The organism is Athalassotoga sp. (genome assembly GCF_049965695.1).
Lineage (GTDB): Bacteria > Thermotogota > Thermotogae > Mesoaciditogales > Mesoaciditogaceae > Athalassotoga.
Genome location: NZ_JBMFWB010000024.1, coordinates 1 through 19,635, shown reverse-complemented (window position 1 = coordinate 19,635; position 19,635 = coordinate 1). Strand labels below are relative to the sequence as shown.

Annotated in this window: 24 protein-coding genes; 17 read left to right on the top strand and 7 right to left on the bottom strand. The window is 40.7% G+C overall.

The window, feature by feature from the left end; translation table 11 throughout:
* The first annotated feature begins 1 nt into the window (after position 1).
* Genes ACP5NR_RS07690 through ACP5NR_RS07670 form a run of 5 tightly spaced genes read left to right on the top strand, consistent with a single transcriptional unit; the run spans position 2 to position 4,054 of the window.
* The gene (locus ACP5NR_RS07690) at positions 2-1,198 is read left to right on the top strand and encodes an MFS transporter (protein WP_428005321.1); all 1,197 of its coding nucleotides are present in this window, start codon (positions 2-4) and stop codon (positions 1,196-1,198) included.
* A 38-nt stretch (positions 1,199-1,236) separates the two neighbouring features.
* A complete protein-coding gene (locus tag ACP5NR_RS07685; RefSeq protein WP_428005322.1) occupies positions 1,237-1,863 on the top strand; it encodes an endonuclease III domain-containing protein in 627 nt (208 codons plus the stop codon).
* On the top strand, positions 1,856-2,458 hold the full coding sequence (locus ACP5NR_RS07680; protein WP_428006229.1) for a class I SAM-dependent methyltransferase: 603 nt from the start codon (positions 1,856-1,858) through the stop codon (positions 2,456-2,458). The genes ACP5NR_RS07685 and ACP5NR_RS07680 overlap by 8 nt, the downstream gene beginning before the upstream one ends.
* The gene (locus tag ACP5NR_RS07675) at positions 2,445-3,257 is read left to right on the top strand and encodes an energy-coupling factor ABC transporter ATP-binding protein (protein WP_428005324.1); all 813 of its coding nucleotides are present in this window, start codon (positions 2,445-2,447) and stop codon (positions 3,255-3,257) included. Before ACP5NR_RS07680 ends, ACP5NR_RS07675 begins: the two co-directional genes overlap by 14 nt.
* Positions 3,233-4,054: an ATP-binding cassette domain-containing protein gene (locus tag ACP5NR_RS07670; protein ID WP_428005325.1), complete on the top strand. Its 822-nt coding sequence runs from the start codon at positions 3,233-3,235 to the stop codon at positions 4,052-4,054. The genes ACP5NR_RS07675 and ACP5NR_RS07670 overlap by 25 nt, the downstream gene beginning before the upstream one ends.
* A 2-nt stretch (positions 4,055-4,056) precedes the next feature.
* Here the strand turns inward: ACP5NR_RS07670 and ACP5NR_RS07665 are convergent, their stop codons facing one another.
* Both ACP5NR_RS07665 and ACP5NR_RS07660 read right to left on the bottom strand, forming a co-directional pair.
* Positions 4,057-4,407: an SPW repeat domain-containing protein gene (locus ACP5NR_RS07665; RefSeq protein WP_428005326.1), complete on the bottom strand. Its 351-nt coding sequence runs from the start codon at positions 4,405-4,407 to the stop codon at positions 4,057-4,059.
* Positions 4,408-5,151, bottom strand: a complete 744-nt coding sequence (locus tag ACP5NR_RS07660; RefSeq protein ID WP_428005327.1) for a DapH/DapD/GlmU-related protein — start codon at positions 5,149-5,151, stop codon at positions 4,408-4,410.
* 58 nt (positions 5,152-5,209) lie between these two features.
* Between ACP5NR_RS07660 and ACP5NR_RS07655 the strand changes: the two genes are divergently transcribed.
* A complete protein-coding gene (locus ACP5NR_RS07655) occupies positions 5,210-6,007 on the top strand; it encodes an SDR family oxidoreductase (protein WP_428005328.1) in 798 nt (265 codons plus the stop codon).
* 78 nt (positions 6,008-6,085) lie between these two features.
* Complete coding sequence (gene murJ, locus ACP5NR_RS07650; protein WP_428006233.1) at positions 6,086-7,423, top strand: murein biosynthesis integral membrane protein MurJ; 1,338 nt, start codon at positions 6,086-6,088, stop codon at positions 7,421-7,423.
* Here the strand turns inward: murJ and ACP5NR_RS07645 are convergent.
* Positions 7,418-8,218 carry a DNA adenine methylase gene (locus ACP5NR_RS07645; RefSeq protein WP_428006228.1) on the bottom strand — a complete coding sequence of 267 codons (801 nt, stop codon included), beginning with the start codon at positions 8,216-8,218 and terminating at the stop codon, positions 7,418-7,420. The genes murJ and ACP5NR_RS07645 overlap by 6 nt on opposite strands.
* Before the next feature lie 102 nt (positions 8,219-8,320).
* Here ACP5NR_RS07645 and ACP5NR_RS07640 point away from each other — a divergent pair, with 102 nt between their 5' ends.
* Both ACP5NR_RS07640 and ACP5NR_RS07635 read left to right on the top strand, forming a co-directional pair.
* Positions 8,321-8,893, top strand: a complete 573-nt coding sequence (locus tag ACP5NR_RS07640; RefSeq protein WP_428006227.1) for a DUF981 family protein — start codon at positions 8,321-8,323, stop codon at positions 8,891-8,893.
* A gap of 37 nt (positions 8,894-8,930) precedes the next feature.
* Positions 8,931-9,704 carry an SDR family oxidoreductase gene (locus ACP5NR_RS07635; protein ID WP_428006226.1) on the top strand — a complete coding sequence of 258 codons (774 nt, stop codon included), beginning with the start codon at positions 8,931-8,933 and terminating at the stop codon, positions 9,702-9,704.
* Here ACP5NR_RS07635 and ACP5NR_RS07630 read toward each other — a convergent pair.
* Positions 9,683-10,114 carry a nucleoside-triphosphatase gene (locus ACP5NR_RS07630; protein ID WP_428006225.1) on the bottom strand — a complete coding sequence of 144 codons (432 nt, stop codon included), beginning with the start codon at positions 10,112-10,114 and terminating at the stop codon, positions 9,683-9,685. The genes ACP5NR_RS07635 and ACP5NR_RS07630 overlap by 22 nt on opposite strands.
* Positions 10,115-10,277: 163 nt before the next feature.
* Between ACP5NR_RS07630 and fabF the strand changes: the two genes are divergently transcribed.
* The 8 genes from fabF (at position 10,278) to ACP5NR_RS07590 (ending at position 16,492) form a co-directional block, all read left to right on the top strand.
* Positions 10,278-11,507: a beta-ketoacyl-ACP synthase II gene (gene fabF / locus ACP5NR_RS07625; RefSeq protein ID WP_428005329.1), complete on the top strand. Its 1,230-nt coding sequence runs from the start codon at positions 10,278-10,280 to the stop codon at positions 11,505-11,507.
* Positions 11,504-12,238, top strand: a complete 735-nt coding sequence (locus tag ACP5NR_RS07620) for a hypothetical protein (protein WP_428005330.1) — start codon at positions 11,504-11,506, stop codon at positions 12,236-12,238. The genes fabF and ACP5NR_RS07620 overlap by 4 nt, the downstream gene beginning before the upstream one ends.
* The gene (gene fabZ / locus ACP5NR_RS07615; RefSeq protein WP_428005331.1) at positions 12,231-12,632 is read left to right on the top strand and encodes a 3-hydroxyacyl-ACP dehydratase FabZ; all 402 of its coding nucleotides are present in this window, start codon (positions 12,231-12,233) and stop codon (positions 12,630-12,632) included. The genes ACP5NR_RS07620 and fabZ overlap by 8 nt, the downstream gene beginning before the upstream one ends.
* Positions 12,629-13,543, top strand: coding sequence for a 3-oxoacyl-ACP synthase III family protein (locus ACP5NR_RS07610; protein ID WP_428006224.1), 915 nt, complete (start codon positions 12,629-12,631; stop codon positions 13,541-13,543). Before fabZ ends, ACP5NR_RS07610 begins: the two co-directional genes overlap by 4 nt.
* Before the next feature lie 12 nt (positions 13,544-13,555).
* A complete protein-coding gene (locus ACP5NR_RS07605; RefSeq protein ID WP_428005333.1) occupies positions 13,556-14,509 on the top strand; it encodes a DUF561 domain-containing protein in 954 nt (317 codons plus the stop codon).
* The gene (fabD, locus tag ACP5NR_RS07600) at positions 14,506-15,441 is read left to right on the top strand and encodes an ACP S-malonyltransferase (RefSeq protein WP_428005334.1); all 936 of its coding nucleotides are present in this window, start codon (positions 14,506-14,508) and stop codon (positions 15,439-15,441) included. Before ACP5NR_RS07605 ends, fabD begins: the two co-directional genes overlap by 4 nt.
* Complete coding sequence (gene acpP / locus ACP5NR_RS07595) at positions 15,419-15,664, top strand: acyl carrier protein (RefSeq protein WP_428005335.1); 246 nt, start codon at positions 15,419-15,421, stop codon at positions 15,662-15,664. The genes fabD and acpP overlap by 23 nt, the downstream gene beginning before the upstream one ends.
* Positions 15,665-15,862: 198 nt before the next feature.
* Positions 15,863-16,492 carry an AAA family ATPase gene (locus tag ACP5NR_RS07590; RefSeq protein ID WP_428006223.1) on the top strand — a complete coding sequence of 210 codons (630 nt, stop codon included), beginning with the start codon at positions 15,863-15,865 and terminating at the stop codon, positions 16,490-16,492.
* A 20-nt stretch (positions 16,493-16,512) separates the two neighbouring features.
* Here the strand turns inward: ACP5NR_RS07590 and ACP5NR_RS07585 are convergent, their stop codons facing one another.
* From ACP5NR_RS07585 to ACP5NR_RS07575, 3 genes are read right to left on the bottom strand one after another with little or no spacing between them, the layout of a single operon-like run.
* Positions 16,513-18,054, bottom strand: a complete 1,542-nt coding sequence (locus ACP5NR_RS07585) for an FGGY-family carbohydrate kinase (protein WP_428006222.1) — start codon at positions 18,052-18,054, stop codon at positions 16,513-16,515.
* A 4-nt stretch (positions 18,055-18,058) separates the two neighbouring features.
* Positions 18,059-18,697, bottom strand: a complete 639-nt coding sequence (locus tag ACP5NR_RS07580; protein WP_428006221.1) for an L-ribulose-5-phosphate 4-epimerase — start codon at positions 18,695-18,697, stop codon at positions 18,059-18,061.
* A 13-nt stretch (positions 18,698-18,710) separates the two neighbouring features.
* A complete protein-coding gene (locus ACP5NR_RS07575; protein WP_428005628.1) occupies positions 18,711-19,556 on the bottom strand; it encodes a carbohydrate ABC transporter permease in 846 nt (281 codons plus the stop codon).
* Positions 19,557-19,635 lie beyond the last annotated feature (79 nt).

Genomic DNA, 19,635 nt, shown 5'->3' with positions numbered 1-19,635 from the left:
TTTGAATAGATCTAATGCACGAGTCCTTATTTTTACGTCTATAGGTCATTTTTTAAATGATGGCACTTTGTTGCTTTTTTCTTTACTGATAGTTTATTACAGCGAATTTTATCACGTTAATCTGACATTTCTTGGTTCAATGGCCGTTGTGTACGGAATTATATCAGGCCTTATTTCTCCTCTCATATCTGGATTTGCGGATAAGCGCGATGTTGATGTTCCGCTTATGACTCTTGGACTTTTGCTTGCGGGAATATCTGTCTTTCTTTTCGGCCTTGCGTTTTTGCTAACTTCACACATTTACATCATGATAGCCGTTGCCGCTATTTTACTTGGCTTTGCGCAATCTTTTTATCATCCGCTTGGAAGTTCAATTCTTGCTTACACTTTTGGAAAAAATTCTCCCACGGCTTTAGGTGTAAACGGTTCTCTGGGTAGCATGGGAAGATCTTTTACCCCGATGATCATAACGGCATTTGTACTCGCCGTCGGAGAAAGCACGGGCATGTTCCTCACCGCCGTTTACATGATAGCAGGCGCTTTTGTCGTGTATTTCGGTCTTTCAACTTTTAATAGAATGCATTACGAAGTAAAAAATCAAAATCTCAAAAAAGGTGAAAAAGAAAAATTAGATCCAAAGTACGTAAAATTCCTTTTTATACTCGGCACCATTGTATTCATAAGATCGATGTTCATGTCCGGAACGACAACATTTTTGGGAGAATACGTGTACAAAATTTACGATTCCAAAACACTTGTCGGTATCTTTTTGACCGTTGCATTTCTCGGTGCAATCGTTGGTCAGCCTTTTTTTGGCTATCTGACGACAAAAAGAGGAGGAAGATTCACAGTTTTTCTCACGACCATAGCCTCAACCGCGGTATTTTTAATCTTCCTTTTGTGGAATAACTTTATATTTTCAGTTTCGATGTATTTAATTGAGACTTTCTTTGCGATGAGCGGTTTTCCCGTCTTACTTGGTTATTTAACTCAAGTCTTTCCCCCAAAGTACACCGCAACGGCAAGCGCTTACATATGGGGTCTGTCTAACATCGTCGGAGGTGCTGCCGGCGTCGGTGTCGTAACCTTGCTTTTGGGAGTGGGAGTTAACATTTACCTTTCATTTTGGTTCATGTTAATCTTCGGATTTGTATCCGCTTTGATGTTACCTTTGATCCCAACAAAGATGGAAGAATGATGATATACTATCTTTGAGTGCACATCAAAGGGGATCGTATGGTTGATTACGTGACAATTTTCGAAAAGTTGTACGACAATTATGGACCACAGGGCTGGTGGCCGGCTAACAGTAGATTCGAGATATCGGTAGGAGCAATTTTAACTCAAAACACGATGTGGAGAAATGTCGTTGTTTCGATAAAAAATCTTGAAAATGCCGGTTTAATGGAGCCATATCGCATGTACATAGCCTCGTCCGAGAAACTTGCAAATCTCATAAGGCCTTCTGGTTTTCCAAAACTCAAAGCGGGAAGGTTGAAGAATTTTTTGTCTTTTTTTTCAGAATTTTCATTTGATTTTGAAATCCTTGATCGTTTCGACACTAAAACGCTTTCCGAGTTACTCCTCAAGGTCAACGGTATAGGAGAGGAAACTGCAAATTCGATGTTGCTGTACATATTCGAAAGGCCTGTTTTTATATCTGATGCTTACTCAAAAAGATTATTTTTGAGAATTGGAATAAAAGAAAATTTTGAAATTACAAATGTCATGAAAGATTCAAAAACACTCGGAGAATTTCATGCCCTTATAGTTCAGCATTCAAAAGTTTATTGCAGATCGAAGCCGATCTGTCAAAATTGCCCTTTGCTTGGCATTTGTGAGTATGGAGAGAAGTATGTTTGAACATTATTACTCTAAAAATCCAACGAGCAAAACTGTTGAAAAGATATTCGAATTCGGTGTAAAAAGCGTTAAACTTCAATTCAAAAGTGTCAGCGGTGTTTTCTCTTTTGGCAGTCCTGACAGGGCTTCTGTTGTACTTGTGAGAAATTTTCCGGAAAACGCGACGGGAGATTTGCTCGATCTTGGATGTGGGTATGGGTTCATCGGGATATCTTTGAAGGTTAAAGATCCGGATATAAATCTTTTCATGAGCGATATTAACGAAAGAGCCTTCGAATACGCAAAGATGAACGCCAAAAACAACAACATTTCGGCAGTTGTAAGATCGGGAGACGGTTTTGAACCATGGAAAGAAATGGCCTTTGATTTCATCGTTTTCAACCCGCCAATGGCTGCCGGTAAAAAAGTTTGGGTAAAATTGATAGAAGAATCAAGGGAACATTTAAAAGCCAACGGTTCTATTGCATGCGTTGGTATTCATAACGCCGGAGGAAGTGCGATAGAAAGAGAGATGAAAAGGATATTCGGTAAAGTTTCAACACTTGTGAAAGATGGAGGAATAAGGGTTTACATCTCAAAAAATGATAAAATTTGAAAATGTAAGTTTTGAATATGAAGATGTAAAAGTTCTTGAAGGTATAAACCTTGAAATCGGCGAAGGAGAGTTCATAGCAGTACTTGGATTGAACGGAGCAGGCAAAACATCTTTATTCAAATTGATGAATGGACTTATCCTTCCAACTTCAGGAACGGTATCAATAGACGGTATAGACACAAAAGATGAAATCCACATATGGAACTTGAGAAAGAACGTCGGAGTTGTTTTTCAAAATCCGGAAAATCAAATTGTCGGTACGACTGTGGAAGAAGATGTTGCCTTTGGCCTTGAAAATCTCGGCATCCCACGCGATAAGATGTTGCAAAGAATTGACGAATCACTTAAATTCGTCGGACTTGAAAATTTAAAAGATGTGGAACCACACAGACTTTCTGGTGGACAAAAGCAATTGCTGTGCGTCGCCGATGTGTTTGCGATGGAACCTAAATATATGGTGATGGATGAACCGACATCGATGATGGATCCGGTAAGTAGAGAAACGATTTTGAAAACTCTTGTCAAACTTCACGAAAGCGGTCATTCCATAATATTCTCAACGCACCTGCTTGACGAAATCGTTATATCTAAAAGGATAATTTATCTCAAAGACAAGCACATACTTTTTGACGGAGAGACGGTTGAGATCGCCGGCAAAATAAAAAAAGATTTTGGAAGTTCAAAACTGGTGGATTTCGAACTCGATCTTTTTGAGGCTGGCATAATAGATCGTCTTATGGACGTTGATGAACTTGAAAGGAAGTTGGTGAATTATTGTCGATCAGATTTGAAAAGGTAAGTTATACCTACGACAGAAAAACGCCTTTTGAAAAGGAAGCGATTAGCGATACTTCTTTCGAAATAAAAGACGGTGAATCTCTGTCAATACTGGGAAAAACGGGATCAGGAAAGTCGACGATTTTACAACTCATGAATGGCATAATAAAACCCACTACGGGAAAAGTTGAAGTCGATGGCATGCTTACGTCAGAAAAAAATCTTCTGTTTGAGATAAGGAAGAGAATAGGGCTTGTTTTTCAGTATCCAGAGCACCAGTTTTTTGCAGACACGGTTTACGAAGAAATAGCCTTTGGACCAAGAAATTTTGGAATGAATGAAAAGGCAGTTGACTCTGCAATAAAAGAATCCATAAAGGCTGTGGGATTGGAATTGGACGTGATCTCAAAATCTCCGTTTGCACTTTCAGGAGGAGAAAAAAGAAAAGTTGCAATTGCCTCTGTAATCGCGTGTGGCCCAAAATATCTTGTGTTTGATGAACCAACTTCATCTCTCGATCCGGCAAGTGCACATGCCTTTTTTGAAATGCTCGAAGATTTTCGTTCAAAAGGTAAAAGTACCATCATAGTAACCCATTCCGTTGAAGAAGCGATTTCACACTTTGAAAGGGCTATAATCATTTCGAATGGAAAGTTAGTTTTCGATGGAGAATCAAAAAACATCCTCAAACAGAATCTGATTGAATTCGGCCTTCTTCCTCCTCCTATGGAGAGAATATACGAGACGGTAAAAAAAGAATGCGGTGATCTTCACCGCCTAAAAGAATTCATTCACAAAGATGATTTTAGATCTGTATGAAATTAACTCTTCACTTCGGTTTTTGAATTTGCCTTTTTCGATCTTTCAAACAAAGCGATTATCAAAATTATTATACCGATGACTATGTCGTTGGCAAGATTATGAAGGTGATGGGTACTTGGATCGCTAACGTATGGTATGAAGGCCGCTATTATCATCCATACTCCTCCCACAAGCCCTATTATCCATCCCTGCCACGATGCGCCTTCTGGCAGCATCATGAAACCGACTATCGCGACGATTATCCCCACGATCACATCGTTTAACATGTTACCCGTAACACCTAACGGAAGAAAACCGGCAATTATAAACCATACACCTGCAATAAGAGCCGTCCAACCTTTCCAGGTCATTTAATCCCCTCCTTCATCAAGTAACTGATCTTTCGGAACATCTCTGAAATACTTTGCTGGCACGCCTGCAACTATAATCGCGCCAACGACATCTTTGGTTACGACCGATCCCGCAGCCACAACGGCATCTTTTCCGATCGTAACGCCAGGTAACAAAGTTGCGTTAACCCCTATTCTTGATCCCTTCTTCAAAGTTGGTCCTTTGAAATGCTTAAATCTCTCTTCCGTTCTTCCAAGATAGTTATCATTCGAAAAAGCAACTTCCGGTGCTATAAAGCATCGATCTTCTATTGTAGACATGGCCGTTATGTAAGATCCGGTTTCGATTTTGACATGTTTCCCGATCGTCGTTTGATTTTCGATGGCAACTCCTCTGCCGATAATCGTGTACTCTCCAATCTCCACGTCTTCACGAATTGAGGCAAGATCTCCCACAAAGACGTTATCGTGAAGCGTTGATCCCGTGTAGATCACACAATTTGCGCCGATCATGACATGATCACCGATCACCAACGAAGAAAGTTTCTTTATCTTCGTTGTTGCACTTGCAGATGCTTTAAATGGGATCTTCCCAAGTACCGTGTTGTCAGATATGACACTGCCCTCTCCGATTTTAACACCTGCGTGAATCACAACGTTGTGACCTATTTTTACATCCTTTGATATTTCAACTTCATCTTCAACAACTACATTTTGCCCAAACTCGACACTACCATCGATCTTCGCCATTTTACTTATGCTCATGACAACTCTCCGCAATTTCGCTTTTTATAGATTATAGCATGAGGGTATAATTATACAAATGACAATTTTGGAGGAGATAAAAATGGATCTCGGTATAAAAAACAAAAAAGTGCTCGTTTGTGGTGGAACAAAGGGAATTGGCCGTGCCGTGGCAGATGAATTCGCCAAAGAAGGATCTCTGATTCATATCATCGCCAGACATGATTCAAGCAAAGTCGCAAAAGAAATATCTCAAAAATACGATGTAAAAGTGTTCGGACATGACGGAGATCTTTCAAAATTCGATGATGTAAAACGCATTTCAAGTGAAGTCGGAGACGTTGATGTGCTTTTTATAAACGCCGGAGGTCCTAAACCAGGAGACATGGAAGACTTGACAGATGAAGACTGGCATACGGCGTACGATCTTACGATGATGAGCGCGGTTAGATTGATAAACTCGTTTTTGCCCGGTATGCTTTCTAAAAAATGGGGCCGTATCATTGCATCGACCTCTGTATCCGTTTACGAACCAATTCCGAGGCTTTTGCTGTCTAACTCAATAAGAATGGCAGTGATAGGGTTAATGAGAAGTCTTTCAGCAGAGCATGCAAAAGACGGCGTAACTTTCAATTGCATTGCGCCAGGTTACACGCTTACAGAAAGGATCAAAATACTTTTCAACGATACCGCACAAAAAAAGCACATCACCTTTGAAGAAGCAAGTAAGGATATAGTTGAAAAAACAGATATAAAAAGACTTGCAAAGCCGGAAGAAATAGCGTCAACCGTTGTTTTCCTCGCCTCAGATCGTGCCGCATACATAACAGGTACCACGATAAGAATAGACGGAGGTTATGTGGCTTCGACTTTGTGAATTTCAAAAAATATTAAAATCATCTTTGACCTCCAAAATTTGGATACCTATTTGCCTTAACAATTCAAAAATTGAACGATCGTAGCGGCCTTCATTCCACTCTTTGTAAGGGTTATAAAGAACAAAAATGAAGAAGAAGCCAAACATTTTTCGGCCACGATCTTTTACTCAACAACGTTAATGCTTGCCGCGGCTGTTGTTCTTATTGCTATCTTCGCACCTGAAGTAACACATCTGTTCTTTCCGGGTTTTGGAAAGGCAGATCATGATATGACCGTCAACTTCATAAGATGGATGAGTTTTGCTACCGTAATCGGTGCCATGCTAAGTTTTGTCAACGGGCTTTTACAAAGCGAGAAAAAATTTCTCGCATATCCCCTTGTTGGACTCAGTTTTGATTTTATAGTCATAGGAACACTTTTTGCAACAAAGCACCTCGGAGCGGTTTCTCTCGCTCTCGCATGGACACTGCCACCGACCTTTATCTTCATCGTCCTCGGTTTTGCAGAAAGGAAATATCTCAATCCATTTAAGATAAAAAGAAAGATCCCGGAGACAAGAGATCTCTATAAGATGATATGGCCCCTGTTTTTCTCAAGCGCTTTGGGAATGTTAAACACAATAGTGGACAGAACATTTGCATCCACACTCGAGACAGGCGCTATAAGTTCTCTTTCTTACGCAAATAGAATAACAAGCGCGGCCAATGGGGTACTTGGCACTCCCGTAACACAGGTTACATACCCTTCCGTCGCATCTAGGGCCGCCGAAAACGACATAAGAGGACTCACGATAACAACCAAAAGGGCTATGAAATTGCTTGCCTTCTTTTTGATTCCTGTCACATTTGCACTCTTCCCTCTTGCCAAACAGGTAATAACTCTTATCTTCCAGCATGGAAATTTCACGGTCGAATCAACGATGTTGACCTATCCGCCTCTTATCGCCTTTTCTCTTTCTCTTTTTACATCTTCGCTTGGAGCGGTCCTTGTGCAGATCTACTATTCTTTTAAAAATACCAGAACTCCGATGATCTTTGGAATGATAGGGCTTGGGATAAACATAGGGCTTAACTTTCTCTTTATATCACATCTCAAACAAACAGGACTTGCGCTATCGACTTCGATATCTTCGATATATTTTGTGATCGTAATGCTAATTTCACTAAGAGTAAAATTCAAAGTTTGGTTTTTCGACCTTTATTACTTCATAAAAGTCATAATTGCCTCGATATTAATGGACGCGGTTATATATCTTATTCTTTTCTTGTTGAGAGGAAAAATAAGGGACTTTGCGGCTATTTTTGCCGGAATAGCAGTCTACTTTTTGATTTCATGGTTGATCAAAACGCTACCAAATCGTTTCTGGAGATTCCTTAAGTTCAAAAAATCTCCGGAAGAAAATGAAAAATTATGAAAAATTCCTTATGACAATCTCTTCAATCGCACCGCGGCCGTCACTTTTTGAATTTATTCGCCTCGTCGCCTTTACAAAACGAATATCGTATCCTTTGTAAAGCGATCTTATGAAATCCGTGTTTGAATTGCTTAACATCACAAAAGCACCTATCCTGTCTAATTCTCTAAAGAATTCTGAAAGCCTTATTTGATCTCTTTCAACAAAAGTTCCGGAATACGATGTAAAATTTGAAGTCTTTGAAAGAGGATGGTACGGAGGATCCATGTAGATAAAATCCCCTGCCTTCGCATATTGAAGCGCTATTGTGAAATCTCCAGAGATGATTTTCGCATTTTTAAGTGCAAGACTTACACATCTTATATTCTCTTCATCGAAGAGACGCACATTCTTGTTCCTTCCAAACGGAACGTTGAATACCCCTTTTTTATTCGTTCTCCAAAGCCCGTTGTACGAGGTTTTGTTAAGATAAAGAAAGCGAGAGGCGCGCTCTAACGAACTCAACTTCGAAGGATCAAGATCACGCATTTTGTAGTAATAATCACTTTGGTTTTTGTGAACCTTTAAACTTTCTATGAGATTTTCAACCTCATCTCTTACGGTAATATAAAAATTTATAAGTTCGGTATTTAAATCTATCAATACGGCATCTGCGGGCAAAAGATGAAAAAACAGCGCCCCTCCACCTACAAAAGGCTCTATATACGTTGAAAATTTTGCCGGCAAAAGTTTGTCAAGTTGATCGAGTAACTGAGTTTTCCCTCCAGCCCATTTGATCGGCGATCTCAATTTCAATTTCGAACACCCCTTTTTTTAAGTATACCAGACAAGGTATTGACAATATTGGACCTTTATTGTATACTTTTAAGTGAAAAAAATCACTTTAAGGAGGTATATATGTTTATAGATTACGTGACGATTCAACTTATAGCAGCGGCATCTGGCTTACTTTTTGCTGGTATTTATACACTGAAATATAGAAGTGGAAAATCTAATTCTTCATGGATTTACGGATTCTGGATGATAGGATTTATCCTGCTTGTAACCGGCCTTGATATGATCTTCACATGGCCTTTGCCCGGATCTTACAATATAATCTTTGGAGAACCTTCTGTATGGTTTGGAGCACTTCTCATATCTATAGGCGTGGCAATAAAAAGCAATTCGGATCTTCTTCCCTTAGCACTTCTGTCTTCTGCAGGCGGTCTGATAAATATCGTTATATCCGTCGACATATTGATCTACAGTATGACACAAAGTCCAATTATAGCCTTTGGAGGATTTATAACATCTGGACTTGGTGCGTTAATGGCGCCATTGGGGCTTAAATCTAAAAGTATCAGATGGATCATATTCATATTACTTGTCCTCTCAGCCATTGCCTTTGCTGTAACAGGATACGGAGCCTATTACCAACATGCCTCCGATTTTGCACATTACCTTCCTCCAACGATGAAAGGTACCAAATGATGTGCTAAAATTGTACAAAAAAGTGGAGAGGTGAATTATGGATTTAGGGCTAAGCGGAAAGGTGGCATTCGTTGGAGGAGGATCAAAAGGAATAGGAAGGGCAGTGGCCGAAGAATTTGCTCGAGAGGGTGCTGTAGTTCATATTGTCTCGCGCCACAATGCCGAGGAGGTTGCAAAAGAAATCTCGTCTAGATATAGCTCGAAGGTTAAAGGCCACACTGGGGATCTTTCGATCGGAGAAGATATAAAACGTATCCATAAAGAGATTGGAAATGTGGATATACTCTTTATAAACACGGGTGGACCGAAACCGGGGGATCTCGAAGATCTTACGGACGAGGACTGGCATAAAGCGTACGATCTTACGATGATGAGCGCGGTAAGATTGATAAATGCGTTTTTGCCCGGAATGATCTCCAGAGGATGGGGGCGCGTTATCGCATCGACCTCTGTCTCCGTTTATGAGCCTATTCCGCGCCTTCTACTCTCAAATTCGATAAGGATGGCCGTCGTAGGTCTGATAAGAAGTCTCTCGTCAGAGCACGCCGCCAAAGGCATCACATTCAACTGCATAGCGCCAGGATATACGCTTACAGAAAGAATAAAAACGCTTTTTGAGGATACGGCCAAAAAGAAAGGAATAACCTTTGAAGAGGCGAGCAAAGATATAGCCGAAAAGACAGATATAAAAAGGCTTGCAAAGCCGGAAGAGATAGCGGCAATAGTTGCCTTTCTCGCATCCGATCGCGCCTCCTATATAACTGGCACCACGATAAGGGTTGATGGAGGTTACGTTGCCTCAACCTTGTGAATTTCAAAAAAGATTCCGATACCATCTAATTCCCCTCTAAGGGGGGAGTTTTCTCTTATTACAATGACGCCATCCTGCGTTCTTTTAATGAGATTTAACAAAGCATCAACGAATTTTTGAGAAACGATCTCTACGTATCCTATCTCGTCTATGAAAAGCACCTTACCTGTGGTATCGACGGTATTGAGGCACATTGCAAGATCGTCGAGAGTTTCTTTTATTCCAACCATCTTTCCATTTCTAAAGGCTATTTTGTATCTTGGTCCATTCACAAACTCGAGGTAGAGTGAATTTTTGGAATCATCAAAATAAGATCTGAAGCCTATGATCTCCCTTTGAGAGAGATTGATAACATAATTTGCCAGCGTACTTTTTCCGCTTCCTATTTTTCCAGTTATCTTTAATATCATTTCACCCTCCAAAATTTGGATACCTATTTGCCTTAACAATTCAAAAATTGAACGATCGTATCTTACCATTTTTCTCAGATCAACGATAAATACGAACAAATCATTTTGGCACGAATTATGCTAACATAATTTTTGAAACGTAGAAAGGAGCATATCGTTGCATATGAGAAGAGTAGTCATTACAGGCATGGGAATAATAGCAGCCTCGGGAACGGGGAAAGAAGCGTTTTTCGAAGGGATGCTTTCTGGCGAGAGTTTTACAAATAAAATAAACACATTTGATCCGGCAGATTTTAAATCTCAAATAGCGGCTGAAATAAAAGACTTTGATCCAACCAAATACATGGATTCAAAAGATGCAAGACATCATGACAGATACACACAATTGGGAGTGGCAGCGGCAAAAGAGGCTGTCGAAGATGCGAATCTTTCAAAAGAAATGCTTGAAAAAGCCGGCGTTATAGTCTCTTCCGGCATAGGTGGAATAAAATCTCTTGAATCTGAAGTGGAAACCATGATTTCAAAAGGTCCTTCGAGAGTAAGTCCTTTTCTTGTTCCAATGATGATAGCAGATACGCTTTCAGGAGCGATAGCAACTCAATACGGCGCGAAAGGGCCAAACTTCGGTACCGTTAGCGCATGTGCTTCAAGTGCACATGCAATAGCCATTGCCTATGACATGATAAGGCATGAAATTGTAGATACGGTAATAGCAGGAGGATCTGAGGCTGCGATATGTAAAATATCCATAGCGGGCTTTGGAAATATGAAGGCTTTATCGACAAGAAATGACGATCCCAAGCATGCATCCAGACCATTTGACAGGGACAGAGATGGCTTTGTTATGGGCGAAGGATCAGGAATAATAGTGCTTGAATCTTTAGAATCCGCGAAAAAGCGAGGAGCCAAAATATACGCTGAAATAAAGGGATATGGAATGAGCGATGATGCTTACCATATGGTGCAGCCAGATCCAAACGGATCTGGCGCTTACGCTGCGATGGAGATGGCCATAAAAAATTCAGGTCTTTCGATAGAGGATATCGGTTATATAAACGCTCATGCCACCTCTACGCCTGTTGGAGATTTGGCCGAAGCGACGGCGATAAAAAACATATTCAAAGAAAGATCAAAGTACATCTTTGTGAGTTCAAACAAAGGTGCCATCGGCCATACGCTTGGAGCAGCAGGTGCCATAGAATTCATATCATCTGTGCTGGGAATGAAAAGATCTGTTGTGCTTCCAACTGTTAATCTTGAAAATCTGGATCCACAAATCGATCTTAACTGTGTCCCTCAAAGGCCACAACAAGTTAAAATCAGAAATTTCATTTCAAATTCTTTTGGCTTTGGGGGTCATAACGTATCTTTACTGGCCGGAGAGGTTGAATGAAAATACTCGTAGATGATTCCATTGATGTCAAAGGTGTAGAAAAAATACCGCTCTACATCGAATGGAAAAGTGGAAAATTAAGAGTCTCCGAAATAGATCGCAGATCTTATTTTTCTTTGAATAAAAAAAGCGCCATAGTACTTCCCACTTTTGATGAACTCAACGAGGTCGTTTCTAAACTCGTACCTGTAAAAATATTTTTACCGTCAAGACCTTTCAGCTTTTTAAAGGATGAACTTACATTTCTTTCTTCTCTTATAGATGGGATCAGCATTATCGAAGAGAAAATGGACGCCGTCACGCTTTCTTTGTTTCTGAACAGCGGTATTTCAATTGATAACGACATCGTTTTTGCCAGATCGGCCACAACATATCTTTTGTTTTCAGATCTTTCTTTCTTGAGAAAGAACGATGTCATTTCCGAAAGAAAAGCATCTATGATCATCACGAAGATGATCAACATAGTTAAATTCGGCTTTGGCCGAACAGTGGTTAAAAGCATGTGGAGTTTGAAAAACGCAGTTTCGTCGATAATTGAAGAGATAGATAAACCATCCTCGATAATTTTAAGATACAGCGGAAGGGAAAAAACGGTTGAATCGATAACAAAGGAATTTTCAAAAAAATTTGGTTCAAGAGTCTCATCCGATTTCATGAACCCGGCTTTGGCTTCCATATACGGTCATGACACTTTGACAATAACGGTAATATCGGAGGAAAAAAATGGATAAGATAACGGACATACTTCCTCATCGTTATCCTTTTTTAATGGTTGACGGTGTGATATCCAAAAGCGAAAAAGAAATCGTAGCCTTTAAAAATGTTACTTACAACGAACCGCAATTTCAGGGACATTTTCCAGATAACCCCATTATGCCGGGGGTACTTATACTCGAAGGTATGGCTCAAACGGCTGGCCTTATAACTTTGGTTCCGGGTAAAACGCCACTCTTTGTTGGAGCGGATAAAGTTAGATTTAGAAAACCTGTAAGGCCAGGAGATAAAATAGTTTATGAGATAAAGATAACCGGAGAACATTTGGGGATGATAAGTGCAGACGCAGTGGCGAAAGTTGATGGCAACGTGTGTGCAACGGCAACGTTGCTTTTAGGAATGGAAAAATGATCTTTTCTAAAATCGTTGGCGTTGGAGGATACCTTCCTCCAAAAGTTGTTGAAAATCCTCAGATTGAAAGTATGATCGGCGTGGAAAATTGGATCTTTGAAAGAACAGGTATAAGAAGGCGCCACATAGCGGAAGAAAGTGTCGTTGAAATGGGCGTCAAGGCTTTGAATGATGCCATGAAAAATGGCAAGATCGAGAAATTCGATTATCTTATAGTTGCTTCAAATACTCCGGATACACTCATTCCCGGCATATCCGGAAGAATTCAACGATCTTTCGGAGAAAGGATAGGCGGTATAGATATTCAGGCAGGATGTTCCGGATTTATTCAGGCAATGGAAATAGCAGATTCCATGATAAGATCAGGAAGTTTTTCAAAGATAGGCATCGTTGGAACTGAAAAATTATCGGGAATAATAGATTTCAAAGATAAATCGGTAGGGCCACTCTTTGGAGACGGTGCGGGGGCAATTTTGATGGAAAGATCTGATAAACCCGGGATAATCGCGAATTATTCAAGAATTCAAGGAGAGGGTTACGAATCGATAATTCAAAGATCAGGACAGTTGCTTCAAATGGACGGAAAGGCAGTGTTTAGATTTGCAGTTGAGGCCATTGTTGAAGGGATAGAAGAGGTACTCAAGAAGGCCGATTTAGATATAAAGGATGTAGATCTTTTTGTGCCACATCAATCCAATTACAGAATAATAGCAAAAGTGGCCGAAAAATTAAATCTTTCCATTGACAGGTTTCAAATTTCCATCGAAGATCACGCCAATACAGCGGCAGCGTCCGTTCCTTTGGCGATAAAAGACGCTTTAGATTTGGGTAAAATTGGAAATTCAAGTACGGTGTTAACCGTAGGATACGGTGCAGGGCTTGGAATAGCGGCAAGTATTTTTAAATTATAAGGAGGTCATCAGATGTTTTCAAGGGTTTGCGAAATTTTAAAAATAGAATATCCTGTAATTCAGGGTGGTATGGCCCAGGTTTCGACGGCAAAACTCGCTGCCGCCGTTTCGGAAGCGGGAGGTTTTGGAATAGTTGCATCTGGAGGACGAGATCCCGAATGGGTCAGATCTGAGATAAGAAAGACCAAATCAATGACCGATAAACCATTCGGCGTCAACGTAATCGTTTATGAAAAAATGGCAGATGAGATAGTCAAAGTTATAATCGAAGAAGGCGTTACAGCCGTTACCTTTGGCGCCGGCAATCCTTCCAAATATGTCGAACCTCTCAAAGCAAAAGGTATAAAGGTTATCCCTGTCGTTGCTTCTGAAGCGTTCGCAAAAAGACTCGAATCTTACGGCGTCGATATGGTAATAGCCGAAGGAATGGAATCCGGAGGTCATATCGGTGAAGTAACAACTATGGTACTCGTACCTGCCGTTGTCGATGCAGTCGAAATTCCAGTCATAGCCGCAGGAGGTATAGCAAGGGGAAGTCAAATAGCAGCATCATTTGCCCTTGGCGCTGAAGGAGTTCAGATCGGAACAAGGTTTGTGGCAACTCAAGAGTGCGAAGTGCATCCAAATTACAAAGAAAAAATTCTTAAAGCCTCAACCCGAGATACACTTGTGACAGGAAGAGTTACAGGTCATCCCGTTAGAGCCTTGAGAAATCCTCTGACCAATGAACTCCTCAAAATAGATGAAAGAGGTGGAAAACCGGAAGAAGTTGAACAACTTGGAAAAGGCGCCCTCAGGGCTGCCGTTGTCAACGGAGACACAGATCATGGTTCTTTCATGTCAGGACAGTCTGCGGGACTCGTCAACGATATTCCATCGGTAAGAGAACTCATGTCTAAACTCTGGAGTGAAACGCTTGAAACGATAGATTCATTTAAAACGATAGATATGGAGGTAAAAGCATGAATGCTTTAATTTTCCCAGGTCAAGGATCGCAAAAATTGAACATGATGAAAGATTTTTACGATGAGTATCCAGAATCAAAGCGTATCATGGATAATGCGTGTGACATTCTTGGTGTTGATTTAAGGAAAATAGTCTTTGGAAATGATGAACATGAACTTACCAAGACCTACAACGCCCAGCCAGCCTTACTTACAACCTCTATTATGGCGTTTGAGGTTTTGAAATCGAAGAATATCGATTTTGAAGTTGCTGCCGGCCACAGTCTTGGCGAATATTCAGCCCTTGTCGCGTCCGGGGTACTTTCATTTGAAGATGCACTTAAAGCCGTAAGACTCCGTGGTGAACTTATGGAAAATGCCATTCCAAGTGGAGCGGGTTCGATGCTGGCAATTCTTGGATTATCTCCTGAAAAGGTCGAAGAAATTGTAAGCAATTTGGATGGAGTTTACGTTGCGAATTACAATTCTCCTCTTCAGATAGTCGTAAGCGGAGAGATAACGGCACTTTTAAGCGCAACCGAAATTTTTAAATCTGCAGGTGCAAAACGTGTAGTTCAACTCAACGTCTCCGGTCCATTTCATTCGCCTCTCATGATGCCGGCCAAAGAAAAACTTTCTGAATTTTTGAACAAAATAGATTTTAGAAGGCCTCAGGTACCTGTGGTACTCAACGTTACAGGTAAAGTGGCTGGAACGATAGATGAAATAAAGTCTAAATTAATAGAACAACTTACATCTCCGGTCAAATGGATCGAAACGGTGCAAACGATGAATGAAATGTGCATAACAAGGTATGTGGAAGTTGGATCCGGTAACGTGCTTTGTGGCCTTGTAAAAAAGATCACCAATGCGGAGACCTATTCAACAGACACAATAGATGAAATGGATAAACTGGAAGGAGTGGTAAAAAATGCCGAAATTGCAGAATTCTGAGGTTTTGGATGAGGTAAAGAAAGCAATAGCAAACCATCTTGGGGTTAACATCGATACAATAAAAGAAAGTTCAAAACTCGTCGATGATCTTGGTGCCGACTCTCTCGATCTTGTCGAGTTGACGATGGATCTCGAAGAAAAATTTGGAATAAAGATCCCCGATGAAGATATCTCCAAATTGACAGATGTAAAAAGCGTTGTTGATTACATAATTGCAAAATAATGAAAGGCAACAACCAAAACGAGGCTTCGTGATAAACACGAAGTCTTTTTATACTGCGTTAAATTTAAATTCTGAATGGTTTTTAGCTCCTGCAGGTGCCCCTTCGCTAAAGAGAAGTTCGATTTTTAAAATAGATCTGGTATAATTTGATACAAAAGTTGTATCATTAAGATGACAGATTTGAAAGGAGACCTTTAAATGGACAACCATTACATAATAACAATCAGTCATATGATAGGCTGCGGAGGAGCCGAAGTCGGTCAAAGGCTTTCAAAAGCATTGTCTATTCCATTCGTTGACAGACAAATTTTAAAGCAGGTTTCGGACTACCTTAATCTTCCGGAATCGGATCTTCAGGAAAGAGAGGAAAGATTGGTATCCTTTTGGGAACAGTTCTTCATAGCCGGACCGGTAGGTACCCTGACGGTGACCGGTGGAGAAAAGTACCTGCCAAGCGATAGAGAACTTTTTGAACTTGAATCTAAATTCATAAAAGAAATCGCACAAAAAGGATCTGCCATAATTCTCGGAAGAGGATCGATGTGCATTTTACGCGATTTTCCAAAGAGATTCAGCATTTTTGTCTATGCCGAAATGGAAGACAGGATCAAGAGGGTCTCTGAACTCTACAATATTTCAAGAAAAGAAGCCATCGATATGATAAATCAAAATGATCGCGATAGAGAAAATTACATGAAGACTTTTACAAAAATTCCATGGCTTGATCTTAGAATGTACGATCTTTGCATCAATACCTCCAGCGTAGGCTTTGACAACGCGGTCAAATGTGTTATCGATGGAATAAATCACAAACTCAAAATAAAATAAAAAGAGAGCTTTACGCTCTCTTATTCTTGATCGAAGATCGAAGAAGTTTTTTCCATCGTTTCTTTTGTTTTTTCGTAGAGTTCTTTGTATATTTCGTAATATTTTTCGTAAACTGCTTTGTTTTTCTCATCAGGCTCTATTTCTGTTCTGAACTTTACCCAATCTTTTATTCTCTCTGGCTTATCTATGACCTTTGTTCCAAGTCCCGCAAGGAAGGCATCTCCGAACGGTGCTTCTACGTCATTTGTGAGCCTTTTCATAGAAAAGCCTGTGACATCGGCAAAGATCTTCACCCAGTACTCAGATTTTGCAACACCACCAACTATCCAGCAATCGCGATTTAATTTTATTCCGGATCTTATCGCAACTTCCATGTTGTGTTTTAAAGAGTACGCCGCCGATTCCAACATCGCTTTGTACACATGAGATCTCGTGTGATACAAACTCAATCCAAAGATAACCCCTCTCGCGTCCGGATCCCATATCGGAGATCTCTCTCCCATAAAGTACGGGAGCACGATTACTCCGTCGCTGCCTGCCGGAATGTTTTTCGTCTCCAATTCAAGCAAGGTGTACGATGGAATACCGGTCTTTTCGCTTATCTCTTTTTCGTACTTTCCGAAGTTGTCTCTAAACCACCTTGCAAGTTCACCCGACGTTGCTCCGCCTCCGAACGTGTATATAAGCCTGTCATCGTGAACGACGTACGGATAACTCACAAGTTCCGGAGTAAGATACTTTCCATCGTGGACAGTTCCCCAGCACATCGAAGTTCCGGCCATCGCGACATGTTCTCCTTCAAATAAAGCACCGGCACTTAACTGAGCAACGGGTGCGTCTATTCCACCGGAGACAACGGGAGTACCTTCAAGCAATCCTGTAAGTCCGGCGTACGTTTTGTTCACATGGCCAACGATATCCGATGAACTGACGATCTTTTGTGGCAATTTGTGCCTGTCTATTCCCAACAATTTACACATCTCGTCTGACCAATTTTTCTTGCGAATATCGAAAACGCCGCCGAGATTTCCGGCAGATGTGTAATCCGTGAGCAGTTCACCCGTCATTTGATAAATCACAAAATCTTTCGGCGTTACAAATTGATATGTTTTTCCCCAAATTTCCGGCAGATTGTCCCTTATCCACATCATTTTTGTAAAACCAAAGTAAGAATCGACGTAATTCCCCGTTATGCCGAAAATTTTATCCTTCGGCACGTTATCCTTGACCCATTTTGTCTCCTTCTTCGCACGTCTATCCATCCAGATAAGACAAGGATAAAGCGGTTCAACGTTTTTATCCACTGGGACTCCGGAACCGCCATAAAGTCCGCTTATCGAAAGACCGGCAATCTCCTTTGGGGATACTTTTGATTTGGCAAGAGACTCTCTCATCGTTTCTATAACGGCTTTGACCCATACGCCAGGCCATTGTTCAGCCCACGATGGACGTGGCGTGGTAACTTTGTATTCGCGAAAACTGTCGGATATAAGTTTTCCTTTTTCATCTACGATTATCGTCTTTGTTCCCTGAGTTCCTATGTCTGTTCCCATCAGATACATATTTTCACCTCTGTCCGTAATGTGTGTGGTGGTACTCGTAAAGTCTCTGAGCCTCCTGACCGTTCAAAGGCTCCGGCCTTCCCATCGTCTTTGCAAAATATGCCGTCTTTGCAACCTCTTCCAAGAAAATGGCCTCTCTCAGCGTACTTTTAAGATCTTTTCCAAAGACGAGTACGCCGTGTTTTGCAAGCAAAACTGCTCCGGATTGATTTGCAACCTTTAAAGCCGCTTTGCCTATGGCTTCAGATCCGACGGGTGCATATTCGGAAACTGGAATTTCAACTCCGAAAACATCGGCATGAGCGGTGCTGTAGACCGGCAAAGGCTCGTTTAAAATGGCAAAGGCAGATGCATACGGAGAATGCGTATGAATTATGCAACCGATATCCGGCCTGTTTTTGTAAATGTAAAGATGCGTTGCCGTATCAACGGATGGCTTTAACTTTCCATCTATAACTTTACCATCTAAATCGACGACGACGAAATCTTCCGGCCTTAACTCATCGTAAGGGACGCCGGATGGTTTTATCACAACGTGATCATCAACCCTAACACTTATGTTTCCGCTTGTGTACATAACAAGGCCGTAATTTTCAAGATTCATGTGAGCCTTGTGAAGCATTCTTTTGATATCTTCGTACATTTCATCACCTCTATCAATATTTTACCGCACCGAATGTAAGACCTCTTATCAAATATCTCTGGAATATGATACCAAAAACTATAACAGGTAACATCGTTATCAAGCCCGCAGCAGAAAGTGCACCCCACGCAATATTATATCCTGTTATGAACCTTCCCAAATAGACCGGCAATGTCTGTGCTGCCGAATTGCTTGTAAGAATAGTTGCAAGCAAAAATTCACTCCATGTTTGAATGAAAGTTAACACCATAACTGCAGCAATTCCGCTTAAACTTAATGGAAGAATAACACGCGTAAAAATTTGAAGGTTCGAGGCTCCGTCTATTCTCGCCGCTTCGTCGAGTTCTTTTGGAATCTGGTTTATGAATGTGATGAGAATCCATACACCAAGTGCAATCGCTGGTACAAGATATATGAGAATTAATCCAGTCCATGTGTTGAGCAAATTCACCTTTGCGTATATCACGTAAAGCGGTATGACTATCGTAACTGGAGGAAGCATTCTCATCGATATTATCCATCCTGCAAGACCCATACCACCAGTTTTAAATCTTGCAATCGAATAGGCAGCAAGCAAAGCAATTATGGCCGTTACGACAGATACGATTGTCGCTATAACTAAACTGTTTCTTAAAAATGGTAAAATGCCTTCAATTGATGAAACCGAACTGCCTCCGAAGAAATTCGAAAGGGTAGGATGATAAGGCCAAAAATGCGGCGGCCATTCATTCCATTCTGAAGATGGTTTAAAGGCAGTTATCGTTATCCAGTAAGCCGGAAATAAGAAAACTACTAATATCAAAATTATAAAAATGTACCTCACAGAATTCACAAGTCTTCTTTTTGTTTTTGGTCTCATTTTATCATCTCTCCTTTCAAGCCTCTTTGGAAATGCCGAGCTGTTCGCTAAGATTTAAGAATCTTATGAGTATATTCAC